Below are 26592 nucleotides of genomic sequence, written 5' to 3'. Positions count from 1 at the left end.
CGTCATCGCAGCGTCCGGCGAAACCGGCTCGATCGACGGCATCCGGCCGCGTGACCAAACCGGCCTCTCGCACTCCAGCGAAGAAGCCCCGCACCACGAAGAAGAAGGTCGTCGCCGCACCGCCTCCACCGGTGGTGCTCGAGGTCTCTTCTCTGCGCAAGAGCTTCGCCGGCTCTGTGGCCGTCGACGACGTCGACCTCACCGTGCGCCGCGGCTCGGTGTTCGGTTTCGTGGGGCCCAACGGCGCAGGAAAGACGACCACGCTGTCGATGATCACCGGGCTGCTGCGCCCCGACGCCGGGTCAGTTGTCGTCGGCGACGCCGATGTCTGGCGCAACCCGGTCGAGGCGAAGCGCATCATCGGGGTGCTGCCCGACCGCATGCGGCTCTTCGACCGCCTCACCGGCGCCCAGATGCTCTACTACTGCGCCGTGCTGCACGGCCTCGATCGCGACACCGCACGTCGCCGCACCGACGACCTCGCTGTCGCGCTCGGTCTCGACGGATCACTCGATCGGCCGGTTCGCGACTATTCGATCGGCATGGTGAAGAAGATCTCGCTCGCCGCCGCGATGATCCACTCTCCTCGACTCCTCGTGCTCGACGAGCCGTTCGAGTCGGTCGACCCCGTGTCGACCGCTCTCGCCGTCGAGGTGCTCAAGCGGTTCGCCGCGGCTGGCGGCACCGTCGTGCTGTCGAGCCACAACATGGCGCTCGTCGAGCGAGTCTGCGACTCGGTCGCGGTCATCGTCGAAGGTCGCATTCTGGCATCGGGCTCGCTCGACGAGGTGAGGGGCTCGAGCAGCCTCGAAGAACGATTCGTTGAACTCGCGGGCGGCCGTGTCGCGGTGGAGGGGCTGGAGTGGTTGACCACTTTCTCCGACTGAAGCTCGCCCTGCTCGCCTCAGCGTTTCGACCGGGTGCCACGCTCGCCCGAACCCTCGGTGCGCTCGTGCTCGCGGGGGCGGTCGCCGTCGGCATGGTGCTCCTCGCGACCGAGGTCGATCTGTCGCTCGACAGCCACCGCGCCGCACTCGTGATCGTGGCGACCGCGGTCGCAATGGGCATCGCCGTCGCCCCCCTCAGCGCCGGCCTCGGCTCGGCCATGGAGCCACGACGGTTCGTCTCGTTCGGCATCGAGCCCCGCCGGCTCGCCCTCGGGCTGGGCGCCGCGGCCGCGATCGGTGTTCCGGGCATCCTCGCCGCGCTGCTCGGCATCTCGCTCGAGATCGCCTGGGCGGGCTCGCCGACCGCTGCTGCCGCGGTCGTCGCGGGAGTGCTGGGCGCGATCTCGATCGTGATCGTCTCGCAGTACCTCGTCGTGGTCGGCTCTCAGCTGTCGACCTCGACCTCGGCCCGTCGAGCAGTCACCGCTGCAGCTCGACTCGTCATCGTCATCGCGCTCGCGTGTGCCACTCTCACGGTGGTGACGGTGCAGCTCGACCCCGATGACGCCACGCTCGTCGGTGTGGCCGCCTGGCTCGCCAACACGCCCCTCGGCATGCTGTGGGCGGCGCCCGGCTCAGACCCGGCGGCGCTGGCCGCCCGGCTGCTCGCCGGCGCGATCATGGTGGCGGTGCTCGCTTTCGGCTGGGGCCTCATCGTGTCGCGACTGCTCGAGACGCCCGTGCGATCTCGGGCCGACTCGACCTCGACCGGGCTCGGCTGGTTCGATTTCGTGCCCGCCACGGCGGCCGGCGTGGTCGCGGCGCGCAGCCTGCTCTACTGGACGAGCGACCCCCGCTACCGCTTCGTGCTGATCGGCCTGCCGCTCGCGCCCGTCATCATGATGCTCGCGCTCGCGACGGCCGGCTCTCCACTGCCGCCGCTGTGGCTGTTGCCGCTGCCCGTGCTCGCGTTCTTTCTCGGGTGGTTCAACCACAACGATGTCGCCTACGACCACACTGCCGTCTGGCTGCACGTCGCCGCGCCGATGCGCGGAACCGCCGACCGCTGGGGTCGAGCAGTGCCTCCGCTGCTCATCGGCACGCCGCTGATTCTCGCGTTCGCCCCCGTATTCGCCCTCTGGTCAGGAGTCGACGATGTGCTGCCCGCCCTCATCGGTGTGAGCCTGGGGCTGCTACTCACCGGCCTCGGAGTCTCGAGCGTGACGTCGGCGATCAGCGCGTACCCCGCGGCTCGGCCCGGTGCGGGCGCTTTCGAGCAGCCGCCCACGCAGGGCACCCGCGCTGGCTGGACTCAAGCACTTTCACTCATCGCGACGCTCGGGCTCATGACTCCCACCTTCGTGGTCACCTGGTGGGCAACTCTCGACGCGAGCTGGTACCTGACCGCAGGGGTTTCCGGGCTCGCAACCGGGGTTGGCGTCCTGCTGCTTGGCATCTTGGCGGGGGGCAGGGCTTTTCGTCGGCGCGCGCCCGAACTGCTCGACCTCGTCATGCGCGGCTGATCGGTCGGTGCGGCGCTCATCGAGCATCCCCTCATCGCAGCGCAAACACGCGGTCGTAGAATGAACGCATGGCGACTCTTGACGAACCCGGCCGCGGAGGCGAGGGCGGCGGCGTCGACGTGCTCGATCGCGAACTCGAGAAACTGCTCAACGAAGAGCAACTCGAAGACGGCGACCACGAGCGCTTCTCGCACTACGTGCCGAAGAACAAGATTCTCGAATCGGCGCTCACCGGCAAGCCCGTGCGCGCGCTGTGCGGCAAGAAGTGGATTCCCGGCCGCGACCCCGAGAAGTTCCCCATCTGCCCCGACTGCAAAAGGATCTACGAACGCATGCGCGACGAGTAGCCCTTTATTGCCAGATCTGGCGCGAAAAGGCGCTTGTCCTCCCCATAGGCACATTGTGAGGCAAATCTGACGGCTTCTGGCTGCGTCGCCCAGAGCACGGGGAGTCTGCGCCAGGGTTCCTCGCATGACGCGAGCACCCAGACCCCTGCCGCCATCGCTGGCTGACGAAATCGTGGCGAGTGCCGAGGCGTTGCGCCGCGGAGCCGCGCCCGATCGACTTCGCCGCTCAGACGCGCATCATCCCTTCCATGGCGTCGTGAGTTTCGGCCAGCGGCCCCGTGCCACTGTCGATCGGGCGTGGGCGTACACGCAGGTAATGCACGCCGATGCCTGGTTCTCGAACACCACAGCGGCCGCGCTACGAGGGCTACCGGTGCCGCGTGCGCTCGAACGCGGGCCCTTGCACGTGACCGTGCCGACGCACGCACGAGCACCTCGCGGTGCGGGGGTCGTCGGTCACCAGCGCAATATCGCCGCGCCGGCGTGCGAGACCCTGCTCGTGAGATCGAGTCGCGCCGAACTGCTTCCTCTTCGTGTCGCCACGATCGGCGCAACGCTCTTAACCTCGGCAACACAACTCAGTCTCGCTGACATGGTGGCCCTCGTCGACGCCGCACGGCAGGTTGACGACGAAGGCGCACTTGGCGATATCTATCGGATGCTCGAGCGCAGCTCACGGCGCGCGGGTTCGGCGAACCTTCGCCGGGCAGTGGCTCGGTCGCGAGCTGGTGTGCGCTCGAGACCGGAGTCGCACCTTCGACTGCTTCTCGCCTCCGCGGGGTTCCCCGACCCGGAGGTAGCCCCAGCGATTGCAACGCCTGTGGGCACTCTGCACCCCGACTTGGCGTGGCCGCAGTATCACGTGCTCGTCGAGTACGAGGGCGACGATCACCGAACCGATGCGCGCACCTTCGCGCTCGACATCGAGCGCTTCGACGCCTTCGGCGACGTCGACTGGGCCACGGTGCGGTGCACGTCGCGCGACCTATACGCGCAGCCCCGTCGAGTGCTCGAGTCTCTTGCGCGACGGTTGAGAGCTCGCGGGTGGAGGCCGTCGCGGCCACCTCGGCTCAGCATCCCTCCGGTCGCCGTGCCATGACTGCCACACGTCCCCAGATTCGCCCCATATTGCGCCCAATCGCGGCTAGAGCGCCCATTTGCGCCAGATCTGGCGCTGGCGGATGGGAAGTAGGCTGGGGGCATGGCTGAGGGGTGGAGACTCGGGGGCGCCTTGCCGGGGCTGTTCTCGAGCCCGACGATCGACGACGACACCTGGGACGACCTCGAAACCGCCCTGCTGAGCGCCGACTTTGGCCCCGACATCACTGAGCAGCTGCTCGACGAGCTTCGGGCGAACGTCGCCAAGTTCAAGACCACTGACCCGCGCGACCTCAAGCGCATGCTGCGCGAGGCTCTCGAAGAGCGCCTCGCCGCCCACGACCCGACGCTCACGCTCAGCAACCGCCCCGCGGTCGTGCTCGTGGTGGGCGTCAACGGGGTCGGCAAGACGACCACGATCGGCAAGTTCGCGAAATTTCTGACGGGATACGGGCGCTCGATCGTCGTCGGTGCAGCTGACACGTTCCGGGCGGCGGCGGTCGACCAGCTCGCGACGTGGGCTGAGCGCGCTGGCGCGCAAGTGGTGCGCCCCCAGCATCAGGGCCAAGACCCCGCGAGCGTGGCGTACCAGACCGTGCAGTTCGCGATCGACAACAACATTGACATCGCCATCATCGATACGGCGGGGCGACTGCAGACGAAGGCGGGGCTCATGGATGAGCTCGGCAAGGTCACTCGAGTGATCGATAAGCTCGCGCCCATCGCCGAGGTGCTGCTCGTGCTCGACGGCACGACGGGGCAGAACGGGCTGGCGCAGGCCGAGGCGTTCATCGAGAGCGCGGGGGTCACTGGGCTCGTTGTCACGAAGCTCGATGGCTCGGCCAAGGGCGGCTTCGTGCTGCGCGTTCAGCAGCAGACCGGCATTCCGATCAAGCTCATCGGGCAGGGCGAGGGCATCGGCGATCTCACCGGGTTCACGCCGCACGTCTTCGCGGCGAGCCTCGTGCCCTAGCTGCCCCGCAATGCCGCAGATCTGACCCGTATGGGCTGTGCGCCAGCGCACAGCGCCGAATTGCGCCAGATCTGACGCGCCGCGGGCGGGGGCTGCGGTCAGTCGAGCGCGGCGTGTTCGGCGGCGAGCATGAGGTAGGTCTCGGCATTGTTCCGGATGCCCTGCACCTCGTCGTCGGTCAACTCGCGCCGCACCTTCGCGGGCACGCCGGCCACGAGCGACCGGGGTGGCACGATGGTGCCTTCGAGCACGACCGCACCCGCGGCGACGAGCGATTCACGCCCGATCACTGCGCCGTTGAGCACGGTCGCGCTCATGCCGATGAGGCAGTCGTCGTCGACTGTGCACCCGTGCAGCATGGCGTTGTGGCCGACGCTGACGCCGCGACCGACGATCGTGGGCTTGCCAGGGTCGCCGTGTACGGTCACGTTGTCTTGCAAGTTCGAGCCTTCGCCGAGCTCGATGAGGTCGCGGTCGGCGCGCAGGACGGTTCCGTAGAACACTGAGGCGCGCGGGTGTATGCGCACGTTGCCGATGAGTGTGGCGTTGGGGGCGACCCAGGCATCAGCATCCACGTGAGGTTCGTGGCCGAAGATTGCGCGTCGCATGGTTCCTCCTTGAACGGTGAGACCCAGTCAAGCAGATGCACGCCGCCTAGAATGGGGCCACTATGGCAACTTTCGGCACTCTCTCTGACCGTTTGACCTCGACGTTCACGGCGCTGCGCACCAAAGGCAAGCTGAGCGCCGCCGATGTCGACGGCACGGTGCGCGAGATTCGTCGGGCTCTGCTCGACGCCGACGTTGCCCTTCCTGTGGTCAAAGACTTCACCGCTGCCGTGCGCGAGCGCGCTCTCGGCGATGAGGTCAACAAGGCGCTCAACCCTGCGCAGCAGGTGGTGCAGATCGTCAACGACGAGCTCATCGGCATCTTGGGCGGCCAGCAGCGGCGGCTGCAGTTCGCGAAGACCCCGCCGACCGTCATCATGCTCGCGGGCCTGCAAGGCGCCGGCAAGACGACTCTCGCGGGCAAGCTCGCGAAGTGGCTGAAGGCCGAGGGGCACACTCCGCTGCTCGTCGCCGCAGACCTGCAGCGCCCGAACGCCGTGCAGCAGCTGCAGGTGGTGGCTGAGCAGGCGGGCGTGGCCGTGTTCGCCCCCGAGCCCGGCAACGGCGTTGGCAACCCGGTGAAGGTGGCGAAAGACGCGCTCAAGCACGCGCGAGATCGCGTGCACGATGTGGTCATCGTCGACACTGCTGGCCGCCTCGGTGTTGATGCCGAACTCATGAAGCAGGCGGCCGATATTCGCAAGGCTGTCGACCCCGACGAAGTGTTGTTCGTCATCGACGCGATGATCGGTCAAGACGCCGTCTCGACGGCGAAAGCCTTTCAAGAGGGTGTCGACTTCACGGGGGTGGTGCTGTCGAAGCTCGACGGCGACGCGCGCGGCGGTGCCGCTCTCAGCGTTGCGAGCATCACGGGTCGCCCCATCATGTTCGCAAGCACGGGTGAGGGGCTCGACGACTTCGAGCCGTTTCATCCCGACCGCATGGCGAGTCGCATTCTCGACCTGGGCGACATTCTCACCCTCATCGAACAGGCGCAGAAGAACTTCACCGAAGACGAGGCCCGCAAGACGGCCGAGAAGTTCGCGACCGACAGCTTCACGCTCGACGATTTTCTCGACCAGATGCAGCAGCTCAAGAACATGGGGTCGATCAAGAGCATGCTCGGCATGCTGCCGGGCGCGCGCGGTATGCGTGAACAGCTCGACAACTTCGACGAGAGCGAGCTCACGCGCACTGAGGCGATCATCCGGTCGATGACTCCGGCCGAACGACGTCTTCCGAAGCTGCTCAACGGTTCGCGTCGTTTGCGCATCGCGAAAGGCTCCGGCACGACGGTCACCGAAGTGAATTCGCTCGTCAACCGCTTCGAGCAGGCCGCCAAGATGATGAAGACCGTGGCGAAGGGCGGCGTGCCCCAGGTTCCGGGCATGGGGCCGATGCCCGGCATGGGCGGCGGCGGGGGAGCCGCTTCGGCGCGCAAGTCCGCAGCCAAGAAGAAGGGCAAGGGCGCGTCGAAGTCGGGCAACCCGGCCAAGCGGGCTGCCGAAGAGGCCGCTCGCGCGCAGGGCGTCAAGGCAGGTTCGGCTCCGGGCGCATCCGGTGCCGGATTCGGTCTCGGCGGCGGCGCGGCTGGCGCAGCCCAGCCGAGCGCTGAAGACCTCGCGACGATTCAGAAGATGCTGGGCCGCTGAGGTCGACCTGCGCTTCTCGGTCGTAGGGTGATCGCATGAGCCTGCCCGACGACGCGCACTCTGAACCGACCGCCACCGCTGTCGCGACCGCCGCAGCGGTGCGCGCCGGCACGACGACCGCGGCCACCGAGACCAAGGCGGCGCTCGCCCGCATCGCCGAACGAGACCCAGCCTTGGGTGCGTTTCAGGTGGTGCGCGGCGACAAGGCGCTCGCCGAAGCAGCAGCGGTGGATGCGCGCATCGCCGCGGGCGAGCACCTGCCGCTGGCGGGCGTGCCGATCGCGATCAAAGACAACATTCCGGTCGCGGGCGAGCCGATGCGCGAGGGCAGTGCGGCGATGAGCGCCGAACCGCGGCCTGCCGACCACGAGGTGGTGGCCCGACTGCGCGCAGCGGGTGCCGTTGTCGTGGGGCTCACGCGTGTGCCTGAACTGTGTGTTTTCGGCACCACCGACTCGGTCTTCGGCACCACCCGCAACCCGCACAACCCCGAGCGCACCTCGGGCGGCTCGTCGGGCGGCTCGGCCGCCGCTGTCGCGAGCGGCATGGTGGCCACGGCTCATGCCGCCGACGGCATGGGGTCGATTCGTATTCCCGCCGCCAACTGCGGCCTCGTAGGGCTCAAGCCCGGCTCGGGGCTCGTGCCTGCCGACATGGGCGCCCACAGCTGGTTCGGCATGAGCGAGCACGGCCCGTTGGCGACTACGGTGGCGGATGCTGCGCTCATGCTCTCGGTCATGGCAGGCCGCCCCGAACTCGCCGAGGTGAGCATGCCCGAGCACCCAGTGCGCATCGGCCTCGCCACGGGCATCCCGACCCCGCTCGCGCGCCTCGACCCGCAGTGGAAAGCCGCGGCAGAGTCGGCCGCTGAGACCTTGCGCGCCGCCGGGCACGAGGTGGTCGAGCTGCGCATTCCTTATCCGTCGAACCCGCTGCCCGTGCTTGCTCGCTGGTTCGCCGGTGCGGCTTCTGACGCTGACCACGAGGGGCTCGATGATCGGCTGCTCGAGCCCCGTGTGCGCGCACACGTTCGCGCTGGTCGTCGGCTTGCCAGAGTCGGTGCCCTGCGCCCTGGCCCTGTTGACCGTGCGCGCGCCAAGGTTGAGGCAGCGACGGCGACCGTCGATGTGCTGCTCACTCCGGGGCTCGCCCAGCCGGGGCCGCCCGCCGATGAGTGGCACCGGCGCAGTTGGACGGCCAACCTGCGCTCGAACATCGGCTACGCACCCTACGCTGCCCTCTGGAACCTGCTCGGTTGGCCCGCCGCCGTGGTGCCCGCCGGGTGGCACGAGAGTGCCGAGGTGCCGCTCGCCGTGCAACTCGTCGCGCACCCCACTCGTGACGGCACTGCCGAAGCGCTGCTGCTCTCGATTTCCGCGCAACTCGAAGCGGCGGCTCCCTGGCAGCGCACAGCCGCGAGGCGAGAGGCGACCCTAGGCTGACGAGCATGACCTCTCGCCCCGTACGCCTCGGCGTGCAGATCGCCCCCCAGCATGCCCCCTACGAGAAGATTCGCGATCTCGCCGCCGAGCTCGACGACCTCGGCGTCGACATCATCTTCAACTGGGACCACTTTTTTCCGCTCTCGGGCGACCGCGACGGCACCCACTTCGAGTCGTGGACCATGCTCGCCGCCATCGCCGAGCAGACCACGCGTGCCGAGATCGGGGCGCTCGTGAATTGCAATAGCTATCGAAACCCGAACCTGCAGGCCGACATGGCCCGCACGATCGATCACATCAGCGCGAAGGGCGGCACGGGTCGCTTCATCTTCGGCACCGGGTCGGGCTGGTTCGAGCGCGACTACGTCGAATATGGCTATGAGTTCGGCACCGTGGGCAGCAGGCTCGACGACCTCGCGCGCGATCTGCCGATCATCCGCTCGCGATGGCACGCTCTCAACCCGACGCCCACGCGCGAGGTTCCGATTCTCATCGGGGGTGGGGGAGAAAAGAAGACCTTGCTCATCGTCGCCGAGCACGCCGACATCTGGCACTCGTTCAGCGATGCGCCGACACTCGAGCGCAAACTCGGCATCCTCGCCGAGCACGGTCGAGCGGTCGGCCGTGACACGAGCGAGATCGAGATCTCGGTCGAAGTGTCGCGCCGCCCGCGCAGTGAAGGCTTCACGCCCGGCCCCGAAGGGCGCAGTCTGAGTGAGGCGAACGAGTTGCGAGACCGTGGTGCGAGCCTCTTCACAGTCGGCCTGACGTCGGCCACGGCAGACCTTGCGGTCGTGCACGAGTGGCTTGCGTGGCGCGACGACCAGCGGTGAGCATCCTGCGCGGTCACGCCGACGCCGAAAATCTGCCAGAATAGGCGGTCGAGTGCTCGCGCGCCCGACCCTCTAATCAGGCACAGCGAGCATCCATCACGAGCTTCCGCGCCGAGTGTGCCCCACGCAACCGGCTGCGACTCACTTCCTTCACACATTTCGGAGAAACGTGGCTGTCAAGATTCGCCTCAAGCGCATGGGCAAGATCCGTGCACCGTACTACCGCATCGTCGTGGCCGACTCGCGCACCAAGCGCGACGGTCGCGTGATCGAAGAGATCGGCAAGTACCACCCCACCGAAGAGCCCTCGTTCATCGAGGTCGATTCTGAGCGCGCGCAGTACTGGCTCGGCGTCGGCGCACAGCCGAGCCCGCAGGTGCTCGCCATTCTCAAGCTCACCGGTGACTGGGGAACCTTCAAGGGCGAGAAGGGTGCCAAGAGCACCGTTCGTGTCGCCGAGCCGAAGACTCCCTTCACCATCGACGAGAAGAAGAAGCCGGTGCTGAAGCCCAAGGCTGAGAAGCCGGTTGAGGCAGAGAAGGCTCCGGTCGACGAGGCTCCGGTCGAGGCGCCCGCCGAGGCTGAGGCCCCCGCCGCTGAGGCACCCGCTGCCGAGGCGCCCGCGGCTGAGGCACCCGCCGACGAGGCACCTGCTGCTGACGAGGCTCCGGCCGAGGCTGCTGCTGACGACGCTGAGGCCGAGAAGGCCTGACGATAGTGCTCGCTGACACGCTCGAACATCTCGTCAAGGGGATCGTCGATCACCCTGACGATGTCGCCGTCGTCGCGCAGAGCTCTACACGCGGCGAGGTCCTCGAGGTGCGAGTGCACCCCGATGACCTCGGCCGCGTGATCGGCCGCGGCGGTCGCACCGCCAAAGCCCTCCGCACTGTGATCGCGTCGCTGGCCGACGGGCGACGGGTGCGGGTCGACGTGGTCGACACCGATCTCGATTCAGCCCGCCAGCAGTGAACGCGGCTGCACAGCAACTTCGAGTTGGCCGTCTCGTCAAGGCTCACGGCCTGAAGGGCGCACTCAAGCTCGAGCTCTATACCGACGACCCCGCCAAACGCTTCACGCCCGGCGCCCGCTTCACTCTGCAGGTGCCGACGACCTCGCCGTGGCACGGTTCGACGTTGACGCTCACCGAGCTGCGCTGGTATAACGGCCAGCCTGTGGCGTTCTTCGACGACGTCACCGACCGCTCGGCCGCTGAGAGCCTCGTGAAGGCGATTCTGTGGATCGATCAGTCGACCGACGAGCCGGCCGAAGACGACGCCTGGTACGACTATCAGCTCGTCGGCCTCACGGTCGTGCGCGACGGGGTCGAGGTGGGCACGGTCGCCCGAGTCGAGCATTTTCCTGCGCAAGATCTGCTGGTCGTGCGCACCGCCGACGCCGAGGTGCTGGTGCCGTTCGTCTCGGTCATGGTGCCGAGCGTCGACCTCGCGGCCGGCACCGTCACGGTCACGCCGCCGCCTGGCCTGTTCGAAGAACTCGACGACGACGCTCCGGCCCCGCCCGACGAGTCGGGCGAAGCGACTGCCTAGACTCGCAAGCGTGCGCATCGACATCGTCTCGATCTTTCCCGAGTACTTCGCGGGGCTCGATGTTTCGCTGCTGGGCAAGGCGCGCACTTCTGGTCTCGTCGACGTGGCGGTGCACGACTTGCGCGAGCACACGCACGATCGTCATCGCACCGTCGACGACACCCCGTACGGCGGCGGCGCCGGCATGGTCATGAAGCCCGAACCCTGGGGCGAAGCGCTTGATGCGCTGCTCGGTAGCGACAGCGTGCTGGTCGTGCCAAGCCCGGCCGGGCATCCGTTCACGCAATCGATGGCGCGCGAACTTGCCGAACGCGATCACCTGGTGTTTGCGTGCGGGCGATACGAGGGCATCGACCAGCGCGTCGTCGACCACTACTCTGAGCGCAACGAGGTTCGAGTGGTGAGCCTCGGCGACTACGTGCTCAATGGGGGCGAGGTGGCGGCGATGGCGATGATTGAGGCGATCGGCCGACTCGTGCCCGGAGTCGTGGGCAACCCCGACAGCCTGGTCGAAGAGAGCCACGAAGGCGGGCTGCTCGAATACCCCGCCTTCACGAAGCCCTCACTCTGGCGCGGTCTCGAGGTGCCCCCGGTGCTGCTGAGCGGCGACCACGGGGCCATCGCGGCCTGGAGGCACGCGCAACAGCTCGAGCGCACACGACGCGTTCGCCCCGATCTCATCGGCGAATCATGACGATCACCGACCGGCTGTGGCTGTGGTCGCAACCCGTCGCCGCCGTTGTCGCCGCTGCCGCCGGAATCGTCGCCTGGGTGCTGCAGCTGAGCGGCGATGTCAGCGCGCTGCCCACACTGCAGGCCCTCATCACTGGTTCGTTCGTGCTTCCGGGTCTCGCGCTGTCGCTCGTGATCAACCACATCACGGTGACACTGCGCCGCCCGCCCCACCTCACTATCGGCGAGAAGCTGCTGCTGGTGATCGAGTTCGTGGTGGTGGTGGCCGTCGTCGCGATCACCCTCACGCCTGACGCGCTCATTCTGGGCTATCTGCTGTGGCCGTTGCTCATCGCGGTGGCCGGGCTCGCGTTCGGCGTCATGGCATCGAACACGTTGCGGTCGCGCCGGGTGCAGCGCGGCGACGAAGAAGAGAGGGTCGATGATGCGGTGGTTGTCGAGTCTGATCGGGTCGCCTGACGACGCCCTCTTGGCGAGCGGTGAGCTCGCGCGTGGTCACATCACGGGGCTGTCGGCGAGTTCGATGTCGATGAGCGTCATGAACGGTCTGCGTGAGCGCAAGTGCACCTTCGCGGTGACGGTCTATCGCGAAGGCCACGAACCATACGCGGCGACCGCCGTGCAGCGCGTGCAAGAGGTCTACATTCCGCAGCTCGCCTCGGGCCGCGCCTGGGTCGCGGTGCGCGTTGACCCGGCCAACCCGGCGAGCATCGCCCTCGACTTCTCGACCGCGCCACCCGAGGTGCAGGTCGAACGACCCGAGGGCGAGGTGAGCGCCGAGTCGATTCTGGCGGAGGGTGCCCCGGTCGAGGTTGTGCTCGTGCAGGCTCAACCGCTCGGCATGACGGGGCCCTCGGGCGACGCCGTGTACCTGCTCACGCTGACCGTGATCGCTGAAGGCGAGGCGCCCTATCAGACCCAGGTCGGCAACGGAGTGCCGGCCGAGTCGCTGCCTGCCCTGTACCCCGGGTCACGGCTCGCAGCGCGACGCGGGGCCGGTCAGGGCGACATCGTGATCGACTGGTCTGGCTCGGCACCCTAGTCGCGCGCCGTCAGCACGATTGGGCCGTCGGCGGTGATGGCGACGGTGTGCTCGGCATGGGCAGCACGGGTTCCCGTCGAGCTGCGCAGTGTCCAGCCGTCGACGTCGGTGTAGATCTCGTCGGTGTCGGGCACAAACCACGGCTCGATGGCGATCACGAGCCCGGCCTTGAGCTTGAGGCCGCGACCTGGCCGACCGTCGTTGGCCACGTGCGGGTCGCCGTGCATGGTGCGCCCGACGCCGTGGCCGCCGAAGTCGAGGTTCACGGGGTAGCCGGCGTCGGCAGCGACATCACCGATCGCCGCCGAGATGTCGCCCATCCGATTGCCGACCCGTGCCTGACGGATGCCCTCCGCGAGTGCCCTCTCGACCGTGTCGATCAGCACGAGGTCGTCGGGCTTGGGCGTGCCGACGACGATCGTGGTCGCCGAGTCGCACACCCAACCATCGACTGAGGCGGCGAAGTCGAGCGTGAGCAGGTCGCCGTCTCGCAGCCGGTAGTCGTGCGGGAGTCCGTGCAGTGCCGCGTCGTTGACCGAGGTGCAGATCACCTTGCCGAACGGCGAGCCGCCGAACGAGGGGTGGTAGTCGATGTAGCAGCTGGTCGCGCCCTCTGCTCTGATCATGTCGTGCGCGAGCGCGTCGAGTTCGAGCAGGTTGACGCCCACGTCAGCGGCGGCGCTTGTGGCGGTGAGCACGCTCGCGACGAAGCGTCCGGCGGGTCGCATCTGTTCGATCTCGGCCGGCGTGCGTAACTCGATCATCTAGCTCCTGGGCAGGGGAATGTTGCGGCGAAGGTAGTCGCCGCAGAGCGTGCGCGTGGTCTCAATAAAGCGGGCGTCGCCGTCTTTGTCGAGCTGAAACGCGCGATACATGAGGCCGCTCGCGATCTCGACGGCGACTTCGACGTGAAAAACGAGCTCGTCGTCTGGCTCGAAGTCGTAGGTGCGACCGATCTGGGCCGCGAACTCCCGCGCCAGCATGGCGTTGTTGCTGACTTCTGGGCTGATGAAGCGCTGGTCGATGACGTCGCCGAATCGCAAGGCGCGAAACCCCGGTTCGGTGCGGCTGAGCTCGATGAAGGCGTCGAGGGTGCTGTCGAACGACGACCACGGTTCGGGGCCAGACGCTTCGACACCCTTCCAAACCAGTTCGAGGTAGCGCTCCATATTGCGCGCGGCGAGCGCCCGCAGCAGTGACTGGATGTTCGGAAAGTAGCGGTAGACGACGCCCACCGACGACTTCGACCTGACGGCGACGGCGCTCGTGGTGACGCCGTCGATGCCGGCGTCGTCGATGAGTGAGGCTGCCGCATCGAGCAGGCGCTTGATGCGTTCGGCACTGCGTTGTTGGATGGGCTCGGTGCGCATCGATACTTTGTCGGTCGCGAGTGCGGTTGGTGCATTCATGATGTTTCCCCCGAAATCATCGTCGTTGTACAGCCCTATCCTTTCACTGGTTGGTGGCAAGCCGCCCAGTGTGGCATGATTTTCATTTGTGCCTCGGCGCGGTTCTGCCACAGGGGAGCCGTGTGTCTGCGGGGCATGACGACTCATCTCTAGCCGAAACTTTGAGCCGTGGTCGACCTGTGGCGGTCACAGAGAGCGAACACTCATGCACATTCTCGACCAGGTCGATGCCGCGTCATTGCGCAGCGACATTCCCGACTTTCGCCCCGGTGACACCGTCAAGGTTCACGTCAACATCGTCGAGGGCAGCCGCTCGCGTATCCAGGTCTTCCAGGGCGTCGTCATCGGCCGTTCGAACGAGGGCATTCGCGAGTCGTTCACCGTTCGCAAGGTCAGCTTCCAGGTGGGCGTCGAGCGCACCTTCCCCGTGCACTCTCCGGTGATCGACCACATCGAGGTCGTCACCCGCGGTGACGTGCGTCGCGCCAAGCTTTACTACTTGCGCAACCTTCGCGGTAAGAAGGCCAAGATCAAAGAGAAGCGCGAGTCGTAGGTCGCGCTTGCTGTCTCACGAAGGCCCCGCCACTCGGCGGGGCCTTCGTCGTTGTTGCTCACTCGGGCGCCTAGACTGGCTGAGACCACCAGGGGAGTCATGACTGAGCAGAGCGCGCCCGCGTCGAGCGGGGCATCCACCACCGCGCCGACGCCTGTTCGCCGCGCGAGCACGCGACGAACGGTCTTGCTCTTCGTTCGCGACGTCGTGATCATTGTCGTCGCGGCGTTGCTCATCTCGTTCTTGATCAAGACGTTCTTGATTCGCACGTTCTACATTCCCTCAGCGTCGATGCAGTCGACGCTGCAGGTGAACGACCGCATTATCGTCAACCAGCTCGTGCCGCAGATCACGCCCATTCAACGTGGTGACATCGTCGTCTTCCGCGACCCGGGCGGCTGGTTGCCGGCGCAGCCCGAGCAGCCGCGGCCGCCGCTCGACGCCGCGGGCGACTGGGTGCTGTCACTCATCGGATTGAGCGCGTCTGACAGCGACGAGCACCTCGTCAAGCGCGTGATCGGGCTGCCAGGAGATCGCGTGGTGTGCTGCAACGACTTGGGGCAGTTGAGCATCAACGGTGTGCCGATCGACGAACGCTACGTGAAGCTTCCGGCTGACACGACCAATGTCAGTTCTCGCGACTTTCAAGAAGATGTGCCCGAGGGCACTCTCTGGGTCATGGGTGACAACCGCTATGACTCGGCAGACTCGCGCATTCACGGAGTCGTGCCGATCGACGATGTGGTGGGTCGTGCGTTCGTGATCAGCTGGCCTGTCGATCGTTGGCGCTGGCTCGACACTCCGCCGATCACCTTCGACGGGGTCGAGCAGGTCGAGTGAGCGGTCGACGATGAGCGCGGCGCCGACTCTCGAGCTCGAGCGCGAACTCTTCGCGTCGGGGGCCGACGTCGTCATCGGATGCGATGAGGTTGGTCGTGGCGCGATCGCCGGGGTCGTCGCCGTCGGAGCGTGCGCGATTGTGCCGCAGACGGATGCTCCGCCCGAGCGGCTTCGAGATTCGAAGCTGCTCTCGCCAGCGCGGCGGGCCGAGGTCGAACCCGCGGTGAGGGCGTGGGCGACCGCGGTCGCGGTAGGGGAGGCCGGGCCAGACGAGATCGATGCCCACGGCATCGTGGTCGCGCTGGGGTTGGCCGCGCGTCGCGCCCTCGTTGCGCTGCACGAGGCGGGGGTCGACGTCGGGCGTTCGGCCGTGCTGCTCGACGGAAGCCACGACTGGCTGACGCCCGTGCTCACGTCGCCGTTGCGCATCGTGACTCGGGTCAAAGCTGATCGCGACTGCGCGTCTGTCGCTGCCGCTTCGGTGGTGGCGAAGCGCCATCGTGACGCCCTCATGGTCGCCGACCATGACCAGTGGCCGGCCTACGGTTGGAGCGGCAACAAGGGCTATGGCAGCGCGGCGCATCTCGCGGCGGTCGCCGAGCATGGCCCGTCGCCGCGCCACCGCATCACGTGGTTGCGCCAGCCGTCGATGCTCGATGAGCTCGACCGCGTGCCTGGCACGACCGTCTAGACTCGACACCGCTATGGACGACGACGAATTCGAAGATTACGACCGCGAGGTCGAGCTGGCGCTGTACCGCGAATACCGCGATGTTGTGTCGCAATTTCAGTACGTTGTCGAGACCGAGCGACGCTTCTATCTTGCGAACGAGGTCGAGCAGGTCGTGCGCGAGATGGGTGGCGACTTCTACTTCGAACTGACCCTCACCGATGTCTGGGTGTGGGACGTCTATCGGGCTGACCGCTTCGTGAAGAGCGTCAAAGTGCTCACCTTCAAAGACGTCAACGTCGAAGAGCTGGGCAAGAAAGAGCTCAAACTGCCGAAAGAGCTCGCGCTCGACGAGTAGAAGTGTCAACTCGCTGACACACAAGCGAACACGTGTCGCATTATGATGAGCAACGTGCGACCCCCGCGCACACTCCCATACGTCGAAGCAGGCTCTCGTGTCAGATCTGCGCCCTCCCTTTCGCCGCGTTGTCGCTATCGGCGCGATCGGCCTGTTCGCTGCCGCGGCGCTGGCCGCCGGAGTCTCGAGTGCGAGTGCCGCCCCCGCTGCCCCCACCATCACCTCGCCGCTCACTGACTCTTCGACGGTGTCGACCACCATCTCAGTGTCAGGAACCCTCGACAACTTCACTGATCAAGATGTGACGGTGCGAGCGCGACTCGACGACGCGGTGGTCGCCTCGTGCGTCGAGTCGGTGCCGTACTTTCAAGACACGTTCTCGTGCGACCTCACCGTGCCCGGCCCCGGCAAATATGAGATCACCGCGACCACGGTCGATCTGTGGGAGGTCGACCCCGATGACGCGACGAGCGGCCCGAGCAATGCGGTGACCGTGCTCGTCGGCTCGACCACCCAGGTCGAGTTCACGAACTACACCGACTTCAGCAATGTGTGGGCCACCCCGTCGCCCACCCTGGAGGGCGTCGGCCCGGCGCTCGGTTCAGTGCAGATCGACATGGCCTACAACCTTGGTGACGGCGCTGGCGAACAGACTGTCACGTACTGCACCATCAGCGAGGTCTCGCCGTCAGGAGGCTGGAGTTGTTCAGGGCCACCTCGCCCCAGTTGGGGCTACACCTACTTCATCGCCTATGGCACCGATGTCACCGGGGCGCCGACCGCGGCGGGCTACGACGATGAGATCGGTGGCGACATTGTGCCGCCGCCGCCGACGACCACTCTCACGCTCGGGCTGGCAAGCGTTTCGATCACCGCGCAGGGCGCCGCAGAGACCTGGCTGTATACCGAGCTCTACGGCGTGCAGACGTTCGAAGGCGACGAGTACGTCTACGGGTCGCCGGTGGCCACGTGCGACGCCGACGGCGACCCGCCTGCATTGACTTGCTCGTTCACCGGTCTCGCCCCAGGAATCTGGAACCTGTACACCGTTCAAGACTTCTCTGAGATGTCGACGTCGTCGGCCGACGACTATGTGTTGATTCCCGAGACGCCTGCCGCGTTCACCGCCGGCGTGAACGCCAACCGCACTGTCACGTTCTCGGGCACGGGAACCGCCGGATACACCGTCTCTGTGCTGGGCCCGGGCAACAACACTGTCTGCACGGTTACTCTCGGCGCCAGTTCGAACTGGCAGTGCACCGCCACCCTGCCCACCGGAACCGCGCAATATCGAGCAACTCAGCAGGCCACCGGGTTCGTAGCGACGCCTCCCGACGACTTCGGTGTGTTGCGGTCGTACAACGGCCTCTCTGCACCGACTGCGCCTCTGTCGGTGACGGTGCCGACGGCCCCCGCAGTGGTGCCCCCCGCACCGAACGTCACGGCGCCCACACCGCTGCCGTGGCAGCTCGACGGCTATGACGGAAGCCCGCTCACGCCCGGTCAAGAGTTGACGCTGTCAGCGCAAGGTTTGCCCGTGGGCACCGTGATCGAGGTCGAGATTCGTTCGACACCGCGCCTGCTCGGTACGACCGTCGTAGGCGACACGGGCTCGTTCGTGTTGCCGGTCACCGTGCCGCACGACCTCGAACCTGGTCAACACACGCTCGTCGCCATCGCCACGCCTCCCGGTGGTGTCGAGTCGATCGTCTCGTTTCCGGTGACGGTGATCGCTGCCACCGAACCCGTCTCGGGCGACGACGCCGTCGAAGACTCCGAGGCCGGCGCTGAGCCGGTGACACCGATCTCTGACGGCAGCGTGCGCGGTGACGTCGACCGTGCAGACTTCGCGAGTCCGTCGGCCATCAGCGACAGCATCCCGACCATCGATCGCATCTTCCGCACCCCGCTGCTGCTGCTCGCGTCGGGCGGCCTGGCGCTGGCAATTCTGCTGCTCGTTGCCCTACCGTCTGAGCTGCTCAACAGCACGCTCGCGTCGAACTCGCGCCGCATCGGGCGCTGGTATTCCGCGATCGAAAGCAGCGTCGAGCGTGCAACAGAGTGGTTCGCGTCGGTCACCCGAACGCGTGCCATCGCCGCCGCGATTCTCGTCGTATTGACGAGCCTCATCTTCGGCTTCGTCGACCCGAACTACGGGTTCGACCCCGTCTCGGTGCGCATGACCGTCTCGCTCGCCATCGGGCTCTTCATCGTCACCTATGTGGCGTCGTGGATCAGTGGCGCCATCATCGACCGCGTGTGGAGCATCGAGACACGCGTCAGTCTGCAGCCGGCCGCCCTCGTCTTCGCGGTCGTGGGTGTCATCGTCGCGCGACTGCTCGACTTCTCGCCGGGCTTCCTGATCGGACTCGTGATCGGGCTCGACCTCATCTCGCGCGTGGGCGCCCCGCATCGCGTGCGCGCCATTCTCACCAACATCTCGGTCATCGTGGGGCTCGCTGTTCTCGCCTGGGTGGGCTACTCGGTGATGGCCGCGTTGTCGACAGGTGAGCCGAATGCCTTCGAGCTGCTCGTGAGCGACGCGCTTATCGCCACGACGGCAGAAGGCCTCACGGCCGCCGTCGCCGCGCTGCTGCCCCTCGGGTTCCTTGACGGCCACGAGGTGTTCCGCCGGTCGAAGGCGCTGTGGGCCGGATCGTTCGCGATCGTCGCGACGCTCTTTGCGCTCATCGTGATGCCGACAGCGGCGGGTGACGACGTCGAGATCGCCGACATCGGCTTCTGGATGCTCGTGATGGCGATCTACGCGGCCGTCACGTTGACCCTCTGGGCTGTGCTGCACTTCACCGGAGGCAGCACCACCGATGACGACGTCGACGAGCCTGTCGAGGTCGCGTCGAGGTAGCCCCGGGGTCTCCTCCACACGCGCGCTCGAGCGTGCGCTGCGGCACCGAGCAATGCGAACCGTGATGTCGCTCGGTCGTGCGCGCCATCCTGCTCTGCGGGAGGCCACATGCCACGCAACAACAACCTGGGTCGACGCGGAGAAGACCTCGCCGTCGAGCACCTGATCGCCGCGGGCTACGACATCGTCGACCGCAATTGGCGCTCGAGCATGGGCGAGATCGACATCGTCGCGCGCGAGAGGCGCACGACAGTCGTCGTCGAAGTGAAGACGCGGTCGGGGCTCGGGTTCGGGCACCCGCTCGCGGCGGTGACGCCAGTCAAGCTCGCCCGCCTGCGCCGACTCGCAGGGGCATGGTGCGCTGAGCATGGCCCGGTCGAGTCGCTGCGCGTCGACGTGATCGGCGTGATCATCGAGCCCGACGGCGGCGCCCGCATCGAGCACGTCGAGCAGGCCGGCTGATGGCCGTTGCCCGCACACTCGCCGTCGCCCTCAACGGCGTCGACGGCGCCATCGTCGAAGTCGAAGCCGACCTCGCGAACGGTCTGCCGGCGTTCACCATCATCGGCCTGCCCGACGCCGCACTGGGCGAGGCGAAAGACCGGGTGCGCTCGGCCGCCGTCAACTCGGGCTGCGATCTGCCCAACCGCAAGGTCACCGTCAACCTGTCACCCGCTTCACTGCCGAAGCACGGTTCGGGCTTCGACCTCGGCATCGCCGTCGCGGCGCTCGCCACCACCGGCGCAGTCGACACCGAGGCGATCAGTCGCATCGTGCACCTGGGCGAATTGTCGCTCGATGGCAGGCTGCGTCCGGTCGCGGGCGTGCTGCCCGCCGTGCTCGCAGCGCGGCGAAACGGTGCGCGAGCTGTCGTCGTGCCGAGCGGCAATGCCGACGAAGCTCGACTCGTGCCGGGCATCCGCGTGATCGGGGCCGCCTCGCTGCGCGAAGTGCTGATCGGGCACGGGGCGCGGCTCGAGCCGATGCCGGTCGAGCCGCTCACGATGCCGATGCACGACGATCAGCCCCTCGAGGTGGGCGACCTCTCTGATGTGGTCGGGCATCCCGACGCTGTTGAAGCACTGCAGGTCGCGGCCGCGGGCGGGCACCATGTGCTCATGCTCGGGCCGCCGGGCGCGGGCAAGACGCTGCTGGCCTCACGGCTGCCGGGGCTGCTGCCCGACCTCGAGCCCGACGCGGCCGTCGAGGTATCGTCGGTGAGGTCGCTCGCCGGGATGCCGGTCGGCACCTCGCTCGTCACGCGCCCACCCCTCGAGGCTCCGCACCACAGCGCGACGATGGCGTCGCTCGTCGGTGGTGGCAGCGGGCTCGTGCGACCCGGGGCGATCTCGCGGGCGGCACACGGAGTCTTGTTTCTCGACGAAGCCCCCGAATTCGCGTCGTCGGTGCTCGACGCCTTGCGGCAACCGCTCGAGACGGGCGAGATCACGATTCATCGCGCTCGATCGGTGGCGCGGTTTCCCGCACGGTTTCAGCTTGTGCTCGCCGCGAACCCGTGCCCGTGCGGCAACGGCGGCTCGGTCGACGGCGAGTGCACCTGCACGCCCATGGCTCGCCGCCGATACCTCGGGCGGCTGTCGGGGCCCCTGCTCGACCGCATCGATCTGCACCTCACGGTGCACAGGGTCGGCGCACTGCACCTGACGGCGGGCACCGACGGTGCGATCACGACCGCCGCGGCTCGGCAACGGGTGACCGCGGCGCGCGAGCGCGCTCGACAGCGATGGGGTGGTGGCAGCCTCAGCCTGAACGCCCACGCGCCCGGGCCGATGCTGCGCTCGCAGCCCTGGCGGCTGCCGGCCCCTGACCGCGCGCCCCTCGATCGAGCGCTCGAGCGCGGTGCGCTGACGATGCGCGGGTACGACCGAGTGCTGCGCATCGCATGGTCGCTCGCCGACCTCGACGACCGCGAACGACCCGGGGCCGACGACGTCGGCAGGGCGCTCTACCTGAGAAAGGGAATCTGAATGGCCGCCTGGGGAATCGACGAGCACCGCATCGACACCGCGCTGGCAGCGGTGAGGGCAGAACCCGTCTCTGAGCCAGAGCGCGACGACCTCTTCGCGCGCGCTGTGTGGAGCGTGCTCATCGAGCCGGGCGACAGCGTCGCGGGGAAGCTCATCGCCGCGGTGGGAGCCGATCGCGCGGCACGCATGATCATCGACCGCGCGCCCGCGAGCGCGCTCGTCGAGGCGTGCGAGGGCGACATCACTCATGAGAAGGCGATCGACGCTCTCGATCGCTGGCTGCCCCGGCTGCGGTCAGACGACGTGCTGAGAAGCCTCGAGAACGCGGCACGATGCCGCGCTCGCATGGTCGTGCCCCACGATCGGCACTGGCCAGAGGGGTTCGCCGCCCTCGGCCCGAGCGAGCCGGTGCTGCTGTGGGCGCGCGGAGACACCGCGCTCTTGCGCAGGCCAGGGGTGGCCATCGTCGGTGCGCGAGCGGCGACGGGCTATGGCGAGCACGTGGCGATGGAGTTCACTGCAGGCCTCGCCGCGCGAGGGGTCGCCATCATCTCGGGTGGCGCATACGGCATCGACGGCATGGCGCACCGCGCGGCACTCGCGAGTGCTGCAGACACGATCGCCGTGCTCGCGGGCGGAGTCGACCGGCTGTACCCCAGCGGGCACGATGCGCTGCTCACGCGCGTCATCGCCGACGGCCTCGTGATCGGCGAGGCGCCCTGCGGCTCGGCTCCGACCAAGTGGCGGTTTCTGCAGCGCAATCGGGTGATCGCCGCGCTGGCGAGAGCGACCGTGGTCGTCGAGGCCGGGCACCGCTCAGGTGCCCTGAGCACGGCGAACCACGCCCTCGACATCGGGCGGCCCGTCGGCGCGGTTCCGGGGGCCATCACGAGCGCAGCGAGCGCGGGCTGCCACCGCATCATTCGCGAGGGGTTCGCCGTGTGCGTCACGAGCGTCACCGAGATCATGCAGCTCGCGTTCGAGGGCGACGGCGTGCTCGAGCTGCCCGCCGACGACGACGCGGCGGCGTCGAGCGGCGACGACCCCGTGCACACCCGAGTGCTCGATGCGCTGCGGCCGCGCCGCGGGCAGACGACACTCGACATCGCGCGCGCCGTCGGAGAGAGCGAGTCTCGTGTGCGAGCGGTGCTCGGCCTCTTGAGCATCGACGACCGAGCGCTGTGCGGCGACGATGCGCTGTGGCGTCGCCCAGAGAATCGGGCGAAGCCGAGCAGTGCCGAGTAGCCTGAGCGTATGACGCAGTTGGGGCAGTATCCGCCCGCCACGCACGTGATCGCGCACATCTCAGACACCCATCTGCTGGGTGAAGGTCGGCCCCTGTACGGCGCCGTGCCCGTCGACGAGCGGCTCACGATCGCGATGGCCAGGCTCGAATCGGCTCCGGTTCGGCCGCACGCAGTCATCTTCACCGGCGACCTCGCCGACCTCGGCGAGCCAGACGCCTACCGGCGGCTGCGCGCCATCGTCGAGCCCGTCGTCGAGCGCATGGGCGCACAGCTCATCTGGGTCATGGGAAACCACGATGAACGGGCGCAGTACTCGTCGCTGCTGTTCGACGAAGAACCCAGCGATGCGCCCCACGACCGCGTCTACGACGTGAACGGCCTGCGCGTCATCTCACTCGACACGACGGTGCCTGGGTATCACCACGGAGAACTGAGCAGCGAGCAGCTCGACTGGCTGCGTGCAGAGCTTGCCACCCCGGCACCGAATGGCAGTGTGCTCGCCGTGCACCACCCGCCGGTGCCGACGCCGCTCGAAGTCATGTCGGTGCTCGAACTGCACGACCAGCCCGCCCTCGAGGCGGTGCTGCAGGGCTCCGACGTGCGCATCATCCTCGGTGGGCACTTGCACTACTCGACGCACAGCACCTTTGCCGCGATTCCCGTCTCGGTCGCCGCGGCCACCTGCTACACCCTCGATCTCGGCGCCGACGCGTCGCGGCTCTTGAGCGGTGTCGATGGCGGGCAGTCGTTCGACTACGTGCACCTCTACAGCGACCGCGTCGTGACCTCGACCGTTCCGGTCGCGGCGTTCGCCGAAGTCACCGGGTTCTCTGACTCGTACCGGCCGATGATCGACGCGATGTCACCCGACGAGCGCATCGCGCAGCTCTCGAGCAAGCAGTCGCCGCTCAACCTCAACGAGGCGGCCGCGAGCGGCGCCTAGCGTGCGCTAGGCGCGGTGCGGCGCTCGGCGTGCGGCGGCCGCACGCGGCGCGGAGCATGCGTGGTCTGCAGTGGGCGCGGCTCGTGGTCTGCAGTGGTCGCGGCTCAGGGTGTGCGGTAGTCGCCGCGCCTAGCTTGCGTCAGGCTCGGTGCCGGTGCCGGTGCCGGTGCCGGTGCCGGTGCCGCGGCCCGCACTACTACCCGCGCTTGTGCGCCACGGCCGCTCGGGCTGCGCTGCGCCGACGTGAGTGCGATACGTCTCGACGACCCTGCTCAGGTATGCGGTGATGACCTGCTGCTCGTCGGCGCTGAACGACCTGATCGTCTCGTCGATCTGACCCACCATGGGCAGGATGCGCCCGAGCGCACGGCGCACAGAGGCAGAGGTCGCGACGACGAGCACCCCTCGACGGTCGCTCGGATGCGGTGTGCGGGCGGCGTGCCCCAGTGCTTCGAGTCGGTCGATCACCGTGGTGACCGCTGCCGATGACAGGGTGAGTCGGTCGGCGAGTTCAGAGGGGCTGAGCGGGCCGGCCGAGATCAAATGCTGCATAGCGGTGAGATCGGTGCTGTTGACGCCGAGCTCGTCGCCCAGCGATCGCTCGAAGTCGTCGGTCACGTCGATCAGCTCGCGCAGCAGCAGCGTCGCGCTGTGCACGTCGCCGAAGCTGGGAGTCTGCTGATCTGGTTGGCCCACACCCCCAGTCTACCGATAGTTTCTCGATGATCGAATATCTCGACTATCGAGATATATTGCTCGTACGGCGAGACAGCCACGCTTCGCCGCCCAACCATCCCTGAGCAGCCGCCGCAGAGGCGGACCCCGAGGAGCCTCATGATCGCGCTGACGCGCTTCATCACCGCCGCCAAGACGTCGTGGATCGTTCTCATCACGGGGCTCGCAGCCACTGCGGCGCTGTTCATCGCTGCCGGCTACCAGTCGGCTGACGCAGCGCCCCCCGTGGGGCTGCCCGACTCTGCAGAGTCGGTGCAGGCAGCGGCCCTGCTCGAAGAGTTCGCCGACGACGACTCGACGAGCGGGCTGCTCGTCTTCGGCCGCGAGAGCGGCGAGCTGAGCGAGAACGACCTCGAGGCCATCGCCGATCGCACCGAAGCGCTCGCCGACCTGTCGATCGACGGCTTTCTGCCGCCGCCCTCGGTGTCAGACGACGGCACCACGGCGCTCGTGGTGCTGCCCCTCGCCATCGAAGATCGAGTGTCGGGGCAAGCCGAGCGCGCGGCCGAGATTCGCGCGATCGCCGCCGACGGGCTGCCGAGCGGCATCGAGGTCTGGTTCACCGGTGCCGAGGGCTTCTCGGTCGACATCGCTGCGGTCTTCGAAGGTGCCAACTTCGTGCTGCTCAGCATCACAGCACTCGTCGTCGCCCTGCTGCTCATCGTCACCTATCGCAGCCCGGTGCTGTGGATCGTGCCGCTCGCGGTCGTCGGCATCGCAGACTTCATCGCCGGCATCGCGGCCCGACTCGTCGCCGAGAGCCTCGGCATCACGCTCGACGGCTCGGTGACGGGCATTCTCTCGGTGCTCGTGTTCGGCGCAGGCACCAACTACGCACTGCTGCTCATCGCCCGCTATCGAGATGAGCTGCGCCTGCACCTCGACCGACGCGAGGCGATGGCGATCGCGCTGCGGGGTGCAAGCCCCGCGATTATCGCCAGCGGTTCGACCGTGGCCCTCGCCCTCGCGACCCTGCTGTTCGGCGAGCTCTCGGGCAACCGATCGCTCGGTCTCGCCGGCGCCGTGGGCATCATCGTGGCGATGGCCTATGCGCTGCTGGTGCTGCCGGCCGCGCTCGTGATCTTCGGTCGGTGGATCTTCTGGCCGATCATTCCGCGCTACGGCTCGCCCGATGCGATCTCACGCAGCCCCTGGGGCAAGCTCGGCCGAGCCGTCAGCAAGAGGCCTCTCGTCGTGGCCATCATCGGCTTCGCCGCGCTCGGCGCCATGGCGACCGGTCTCACCACCACGAACGTCGGCCTCTCGCAGAACGACCGCTTCATCGTCAAGCCCGAAGCTGTTCTCGGCCAAGAGCGACTGGCCGAGGCCTTCTCCGCCGGCAGCTCGGCCCCGGCGTCGGTGGTCGTGCCGGTCGGCGACCTCGATGACGTGCTCGACGGCATCGTCGACGTCGAGGGGGTCGTCGACGCGCGACCGGGCGCGGCGAACGACGACATCGCGCAGATCGTCGTCGTGCTCGACGCCGACCCCGAGAGCGAGCGCGCCTTCGAGATCATCGCCGAGCTGCGCCTCGCACTCGACGATCTCGGTGACGGCACGGCGCTCGTGGGCGGCATCGATGCTGAGGGCCTCGATCTTCGAGATGCCCAGGCGCGCGACCAGGGTCTGGTCATTCCGCTCATCCTCGTGCTCGTGCTCGCCGTGCTGGTGCTGCTGCTGCGCGCGCTGGTCGCACCGCTGCTGCTGCTCGTGGCGGTCGTCGCGAGCTACTTCAGTGCGGTCGGCATCGGCTCGATCATCTTCGCGACAGTCTTCGGTTTTCCGGGGCTCGACACCACGGTGCTGCTGTTCAGCTTCTTGTTCCTCGTCGCACTTGGCGTCGACTACTCGATCTTCTTGGTCACTCGAGCGAAAGAAGAGGTGCCGTTGCTCGGCACGTCTGAGGGCATGATCCGCGCGCTCGCCGCGACGGGCGGCGTCATCACGAGCGCAGGAATCCTGCTCGCGGCGGTGTTCGCCGTGCTCGGCGTGCTGCCGCTCATCGCGCTCACCCAGATCGGGGTGATCGTCTGCATCGGTGTGCTCATCGACACCCTGCTGGTGCGCACGGTGATCGTGCCGGCCATGACCTTCCTCGCGAAAGATCGCTTCTGGTGGCCGCGGCGGCCCGAACTCACCGACGCCGAGGCCGCGGCACGCGGCGCGAACGGTCAGGCCGAGCGCATGCCCGAGTCGCTCGAGACGGCGCCTGTCGACGGCGATCGGGTCACGGCCGCGGTGCCGTAGGCCGCACGTTGCGCTCAGCCGGCGTGCGAACAGCTCGCGCGCCGGCTCTGCGCGATCTCGGCCTGTCGCCGGGTGGCGACGCAGCCGC

28 protein-coding genes are annotated in these 26592 nt (G+C 67.7%); 24 read left to right on the top strand and 4 right to left on the bottom strand.

The features are described from left to right. The first annotated feature begins 50 nt into the window (after positions 1 to 50). The 5 genes from KIT89_RS06485 to ftsY all read left to right on the top strand — a co-directional run bounded on the left by KIT89_RS06485 (position 51) and on the right by ftsY (position 4828). A complete protein-coding gene (locus tag KIT89_RS06485; protein WP_297603803.1) occupies positions 51 to 887 on the top strand; it encodes an ABC transporter ATP-binding protein in 837 nt (278 codons plus the stop codon). Continuing rightward, positions 863 to 2410: an ABC transporter permease gene (locus KIT89_RS06480; RefSeq protein ID WP_297603802.1), complete on the top strand. Its 1548-nt coding sequence runs from the start codon at positions 863 to 865 to the stop codon at positions 2408 to 2410. Before KIT89_RS06485 ends, KIT89_RS06480 begins: the two co-directional genes overlap by 25 nt. A 68-nt stretch (positions 2411 to 2478) precedes the next feature. Next, complete coding sequence (locus KIT89_RS06475; protein WP_297603801.1) at positions 2479 to 2757, top strand: DUF3039 domain-containing protein; 279 nt, start codon at positions 2479 to 2481, stop codon at positions 2755 to 2757. Between the two features lie 820 nt (positions 2758 to 3577). After that, positions 3578 to 3856 carry a hypothetical protein gene (locus tag KIT89_RS06470; RefSeq protein ID WP_297603800.1) on the top strand — a complete coding sequence of 93 codons (279 nt, stop codon included), beginning with the start codon at positions 3578 to 3580 and terminating at the stop codon, positions 3854 to 3856. 102 nt (positions 3857 to 3958) lie between these two features. Next, on the top strand, positions 3959 to 4828 hold the full coding sequence (ftsY, locus tag KIT89_RS06465) for a signal recognition particle-docking protein FtsY (protein ID WP_297603799.1): 870 nt from the start codon (positions 3959 to 3961) through the stop codon (positions 4826 to 4828). 98 nt (positions 4829 to 4926) lie between these two features. Here the strand turns inward: ftsY and KIT89_RS06460 are convergent, their stop codons facing one another. Beyond that, positions 4927 to 5436 carry a gamma carbonic anhydrase family protein gene (locus tag KIT89_RS06460; RefSeq protein WP_297603798.1) on the bottom strand — a complete coding sequence of 170 codons (510 nt, stop codon included), beginning with the start codon at positions 5434 to 5436 and terminating at the stop codon, positions 4927 to 4929. A gap of 62 nt (positions 5437 to 5498) precedes the next feature. On the opposite strand from KIT89_RS06460, the gene ffh reads away from it, so the two are divergent. The 9 genes from ffh to KIT89_RS06415 all read left to right on the top strand — a co-directional run bounded on the left by ffh (position 5499) and on the right by KIT89_RS06415 (position 12648). Then, positions 5499 to 7088, top strand: a complete 1590-nt coding sequence (gene ffh, locus KIT89_RS06455) for a signal recognition particle protein (protein WP_297603797.1) — start codon at positions 5499 to 5501, stop codon at positions 7086 to 7088. 35 nt (positions 7089 to 7123) lie between these two features. Then, complete coding sequence (locus KIT89_RS06450) at positions 7124 to 8530, top strand: amidase family protein (RefSeq protein ID WP_297603796.1); 1407 nt, start codon at positions 7124 to 7126, stop codon at positions 8528 to 8530. Positions 8531 to 8535: 5 nt separating this feature from the next. After that, on the top strand, positions 8536 to 9363 hold the full coding sequence (locus KIT89_RS06445; RefSeq protein WP_297603795.1) for an LLM class F420-dependent oxidoreductase: 828 nt from the start codon (positions 8536 to 8538) through the stop codon (positions 9361 to 9363). A gap of 169 nt (positions 9364 to 9532) precedes the next feature. Continuing rightward, complete coding sequence (gene rpsP, locus KIT89_RS06440; RefSeq protein WP_297603794.1) at positions 9533 to 10075, top strand: 30S ribosomal protein S16; 543 nt, start codon at positions 9533 to 9535, stop codon at positions 10073 to 10075. 5 nt (positions 10076 to 10080) lie between these two features. Further along, on the top strand, positions 10081 to 10335 hold the full coding sequence (locus KIT89_RS06435) for an RNA-binding protein (RefSeq protein WP_297603793.1): 255 nt from the start codon (positions 10081 to 10083) through the stop codon (positions 10333 to 10335). Next, positions 10332 to 10913: a ribosome maturation factor RimM gene (rimM, locus tag KIT89_RS06430; RefSeq protein WP_297603792.1), complete on the top strand. Its 582-nt coding sequence runs from the start codon at positions 10332 to 10334 to the stop codon at positions 10911 to 10913. The genes KIT89_RS06435 and rimM overlap by 4 nt, the downstream gene beginning before the upstream one ends. A gap of 10 nt (positions 10914 to 10923) precedes the next feature. Continuing rightward, positions 10924 to 11607, top strand: coding sequence for a tRNA (guanosine(37)-N1)-methyltransferase TrmD (gene trmD, locus KIT89_RS06425; RefSeq protein WP_297603791.1), 684 nt, complete (start codon positions 10924 to 10926; stop codon positions 11605 to 11607). Continuing rightward, a complete protein-coding gene (locus KIT89_RS06420) occupies positions 11604 to 12065 on the top strand; it encodes a hypothetical protein (RefSeq protein ID WP_297603790.1) in 462 nt (153 codons plus the stop codon). The genes trmD and KIT89_RS06420 overlap by 4 nt, the downstream gene beginning before the upstream one ends. Beyond that, complete coding sequence (locus tag KIT89_RS06415; protein ID WP_297603789.1) at positions 12028 to 12648, top strand: hypothetical protein; 621 nt, start codon at positions 12028 to 12030, stop codon at positions 12646 to 12648. The genes KIT89_RS06420 and KIT89_RS06415 overlap by 38 nt, the downstream gene beginning before the upstream one ends. On the opposite strand, the gene map is transcribed toward KIT89_RS06415, so the two are convergent. Together map and KIT89_RS06405 are read right to left on the bottom strand one after the other, a co-directional pair. Then, complete coding sequence (map, locus tag KIT89_RS06410; RefSeq protein WP_297603788.1) at positions 12645 to 13412, bottom strand: type I methionyl aminopeptidase; 768 nt, start codon at positions 13410 to 13412, stop codon at positions 12645 to 12647. The two genes, KIT89_RS06415 and map, sit on opposite strands and share 4 nt — an antisense overlap. Further along, entirely contained in the window at positions 13413 to 14057 is a 645-nt protein-coding gene (locus KIT89_RS06405; RefSeq protein WP_297603787.1) for a TetR family transcriptional regulator, read from the bottom strand. A gap of 205 nt (positions 14058 to 14262) precedes the next feature. Here KIT89_RS06405 and rplS point away from each other — a divergent pair, with 205 nt between their 5' ends. From rplS to KIT89_RS06360, 9 genes are all read left to right on the top strand, one after another. Then, on the top strand, positions 14263 to 14610 hold the full coding sequence (rplS, locus tag KIT89_RS06400; protein WP_297603786.1) for a 50S ribosomal protein L19: 348 nt from the start codon (positions 14263 to 14265) through the stop codon (positions 14608 to 14610). 99 nt (positions 14611 to 14709) lie between these two features. Beyond that, complete coding sequence (gene lepB, locus KIT89_RS06395) at positions 14710 to 15450, top strand: signal peptidase I (RefSeq protein ID WP_297603785.1); 741 nt, start codon at positions 14710 to 14712, stop codon at positions 15448 to 15450. Between the two features lie 10 nt (positions 15451 to 15460). After that, the gene (locus KIT89_RS06390) at positions 15461 to 16141 is read left to right on the top strand and encodes a ribonuclease HII (RefSeq protein ID WP_297603784.1); all 681 of its coding nucleotides are present in this window, start codon (positions 15461 to 15463) and stop codon (positions 16139 to 16141) included. A 13-nt stretch (positions 16142 to 16154) separates the two neighbouring features. After that, positions 16155 to 16478 carry a DUF2469 family protein gene (locus tag KIT89_RS06385; protein WP_293172604.1) on the top strand — a complete coding sequence of 108 codons (324 nt, stop codon included), beginning with the start codon at positions 16155 to 16157 and terminating at the stop codon, positions 16476 to 16478. 97 nt (positions 16479 to 16575) lie between these two features. Then, complete coding sequence (locus KIT89_RS06380; protein ID WP_297603783.1) at positions 16576 to 19344, top strand: hypothetical protein; 2769 nt, start codon at positions 16576 to 16578, stop codon at positions 19342 to 19344. 108 nt (positions 19345 to 19452) lie between these two features. Further along, positions 19453 to 19806: a YraN family protein gene (locus KIT89_RS06375; protein ID WP_297603782.1), complete on the top strand. Its 354-nt coding sequence runs from the start codon at positions 19453 to 19455 to the stop codon at positions 19804 to 19806. Further along, positions 19806 to 21332 (top strand): YifB family Mg chelatase-like AAA ATPase, encoded by a 1527-nt coding sequence (locus KIT89_RS06370; protein WP_297603781.1) that lies wholly within the window; start codon positions 19806 to 19808, stop codon positions 21330 to 21332. Before KIT89_RS06375 ends, KIT89_RS06370 begins: the two co-directional genes overlap by 1 nt. Next, a complete protein-coding gene (gene dprA, locus KIT89_RS06365; RefSeq protein WP_297603780.1) occupies positions 21333 to 22577 on the top strand; it encodes a DNA-processing protein DprA in 1245 nt (414 codons plus the stop codon). 9 nt (positions 22578 to 22586) lie between these two features. Next, the gene (locus tag KIT89_RS06360) at positions 22587 to 23522 is read left to right on the top strand and encodes a metallophosphoesterase (protein ID WP_297603779.1); all 936 of its coding nucleotides are present in this window, start codon (positions 22587 to 22589) and stop codon (positions 23520 to 23522) included. 129 nt (positions 23523 to 23651) lie between these two features. Here the strand turns inward: KIT89_RS06360 and KIT89_RS06355 are convergent, their stop codons facing one another. Then, positions 23652 to 24218, bottom strand: a complete 567-nt coding sequence (locus KIT89_RS06355) for a MarR family winged helix-turn-helix transcriptional regulator (RefSeq protein WP_297603778.1) — start codon at positions 24216 to 24218, stop codon at positions 23652 to 23654. Positions 24219 to 24356: 138 nt separating this feature from the next. Between KIT89_RS06355 and KIT89_RS06350 the strand changes: the two genes are divergently transcribed. Beyond that, positions 24357 to 26504, top strand: a complete 2148-nt coding sequence (locus KIT89_RS06350) for an MMPL family transporter (RefSeq protein ID WP_297603777.1) — start codon at positions 24357 to 24359, stop codon at positions 26502 to 26504. Positions 26505 to 26592 lie beyond the last annotated feature (88 nt).

Origin of the sequence: Microcella sp., from assembly GCF_025808395.1 — a bacterium.
Taxonomy (GTDB): Bacteria; Actinomycetota; Actinomycetes; order Actinomycetales; family Microbacteriaceae; genus Microcella.
Note: the sequence above shows the minus strand (reverse complement) of the source record. Positions and strands in the feature narration are given on the sequence as shown.

Coding starts and splice junctions, on each gene's coding strand:
- KIT89_RS06420 (WP_297603790.1), top strand. CDS start 11,604: ATGACGATCACCGACCGGCTGTGGCTGTGGTCGCAACCCGTCGCCGCC.
- rplS (WP_297603786.1), top strand. CDS start 14,263: ATGCACATTCTCGACCAGGTCGATGCCGCGTCATTGCGCAGCGACATT.
- KIT89_RS06375 (WP_297603782.1), top strand. CDS start 19,453: ATGCCACGCAACAACAACCTGGGTCGACGCGGAGAAGACCTCGCCGTC.
- ftsY (WP_297603799.1), top strand. CDS start 3,959: ATGGCTGAGGGGTGGAGACTCGGGGGCGCCTTGCCGGGGCTGTTCTCG.
- ffh (WP_297603797.1), top strand. CDS start 5,499: ATGGCAACTTTCGGCACTCTCTCTGACCGTTTGACCTCGACGTTCACG.
- KIT89_RS06450 (WP_297603796.1), top strand. CDS start 7,124: ATGAGCCTGCCCGACGACGCGCACTCTGAACCGACCGCCACCGCTGTC.
- KIT89_RS06475 (WP_297603801.1), top strand. CDS start 2,479: ATGGCGACTCTTGACGAACCCGGCCGCGGAGGCGAGGGCGGCGGCGTC.
- KIT89_RS06415 (WP_297603789.1), top strand. CDS start 12,028: ATGATGCGGTGGTTGTCGAGTCTGATCGGGTCGCCTGACGACGCCCTC.
- KIT89_RS06460 (WP_297603798.1), bottom strand. CDS start 5,436: ATGCGACGCGCAATCTTCGGCCACGAACCTCACGTGGATGCTGATGCC.
- dprA (WP_297603780.1), top strand. CDS start 21,333: ATGGCCGCCTGGGGAATCGACGAGCACCGCATCGACACCGCGCTGGCA.
- KIT89_RS06360 (WP_297603779.1), top strand. CDS start 22,587: ATGACGCAGTTGGGGCAGTATCCGCCCGCCACGCACGTGATCGCGCAC.
- KIT89_RS06445 (WP_297603795.1), top strand. CDS start 8,536: ATGACCTCTCGCCCCGTACGCCTCGGCGTGCAGATCGCCCCCCAGCAT.
- KIT89_RS06350 (WP_297603777.1), top strand. CDS start 24,357: ATGATCGCGCTGACGCGCTTCATCACCGCCGCCAAGACGTCGTGGATC.
- KIT89_RS06385 (WP_293172604.1), top strand. CDS start 16,155: ATGGACGACGACGAATTCGAAGATTACGACCGCGAGGTCGAGCTGGCG.
- map (WP_297603788.1), bottom strand. CDS start 13,412: ATGATCGAGTTACGCACGCCGGCCGAGATCGAACAGATGCGACCCGCC.
- KIT89_RS06405 (WP_297603787.1), bottom strand. CDS start 14,057: ATGAATGCACCAACCGCACTCGCGACCGACAAAGTATCGATGCGCACC.
- lepB (WP_297603785.1), top strand. CDS start 14,710: ATGACTGAGCAGAGCGCGCCCGCGTCGAGCGGGGCATCCACCACCGCG.
- KIT89_RS06390 (WP_297603784.1), top strand. CDS start 15,461: ATGAGCGCGGCGCCGACTCTCGAGCTCGAGCGCGAACTCTTCGCGTCG.
- KIT89_RS06370 (WP_297603781.1), top strand. CDS start 19,806: ATGGCCGTTGCCCGCACACTCGCCGTCGCCCTCAACGGCGTCGACGGC.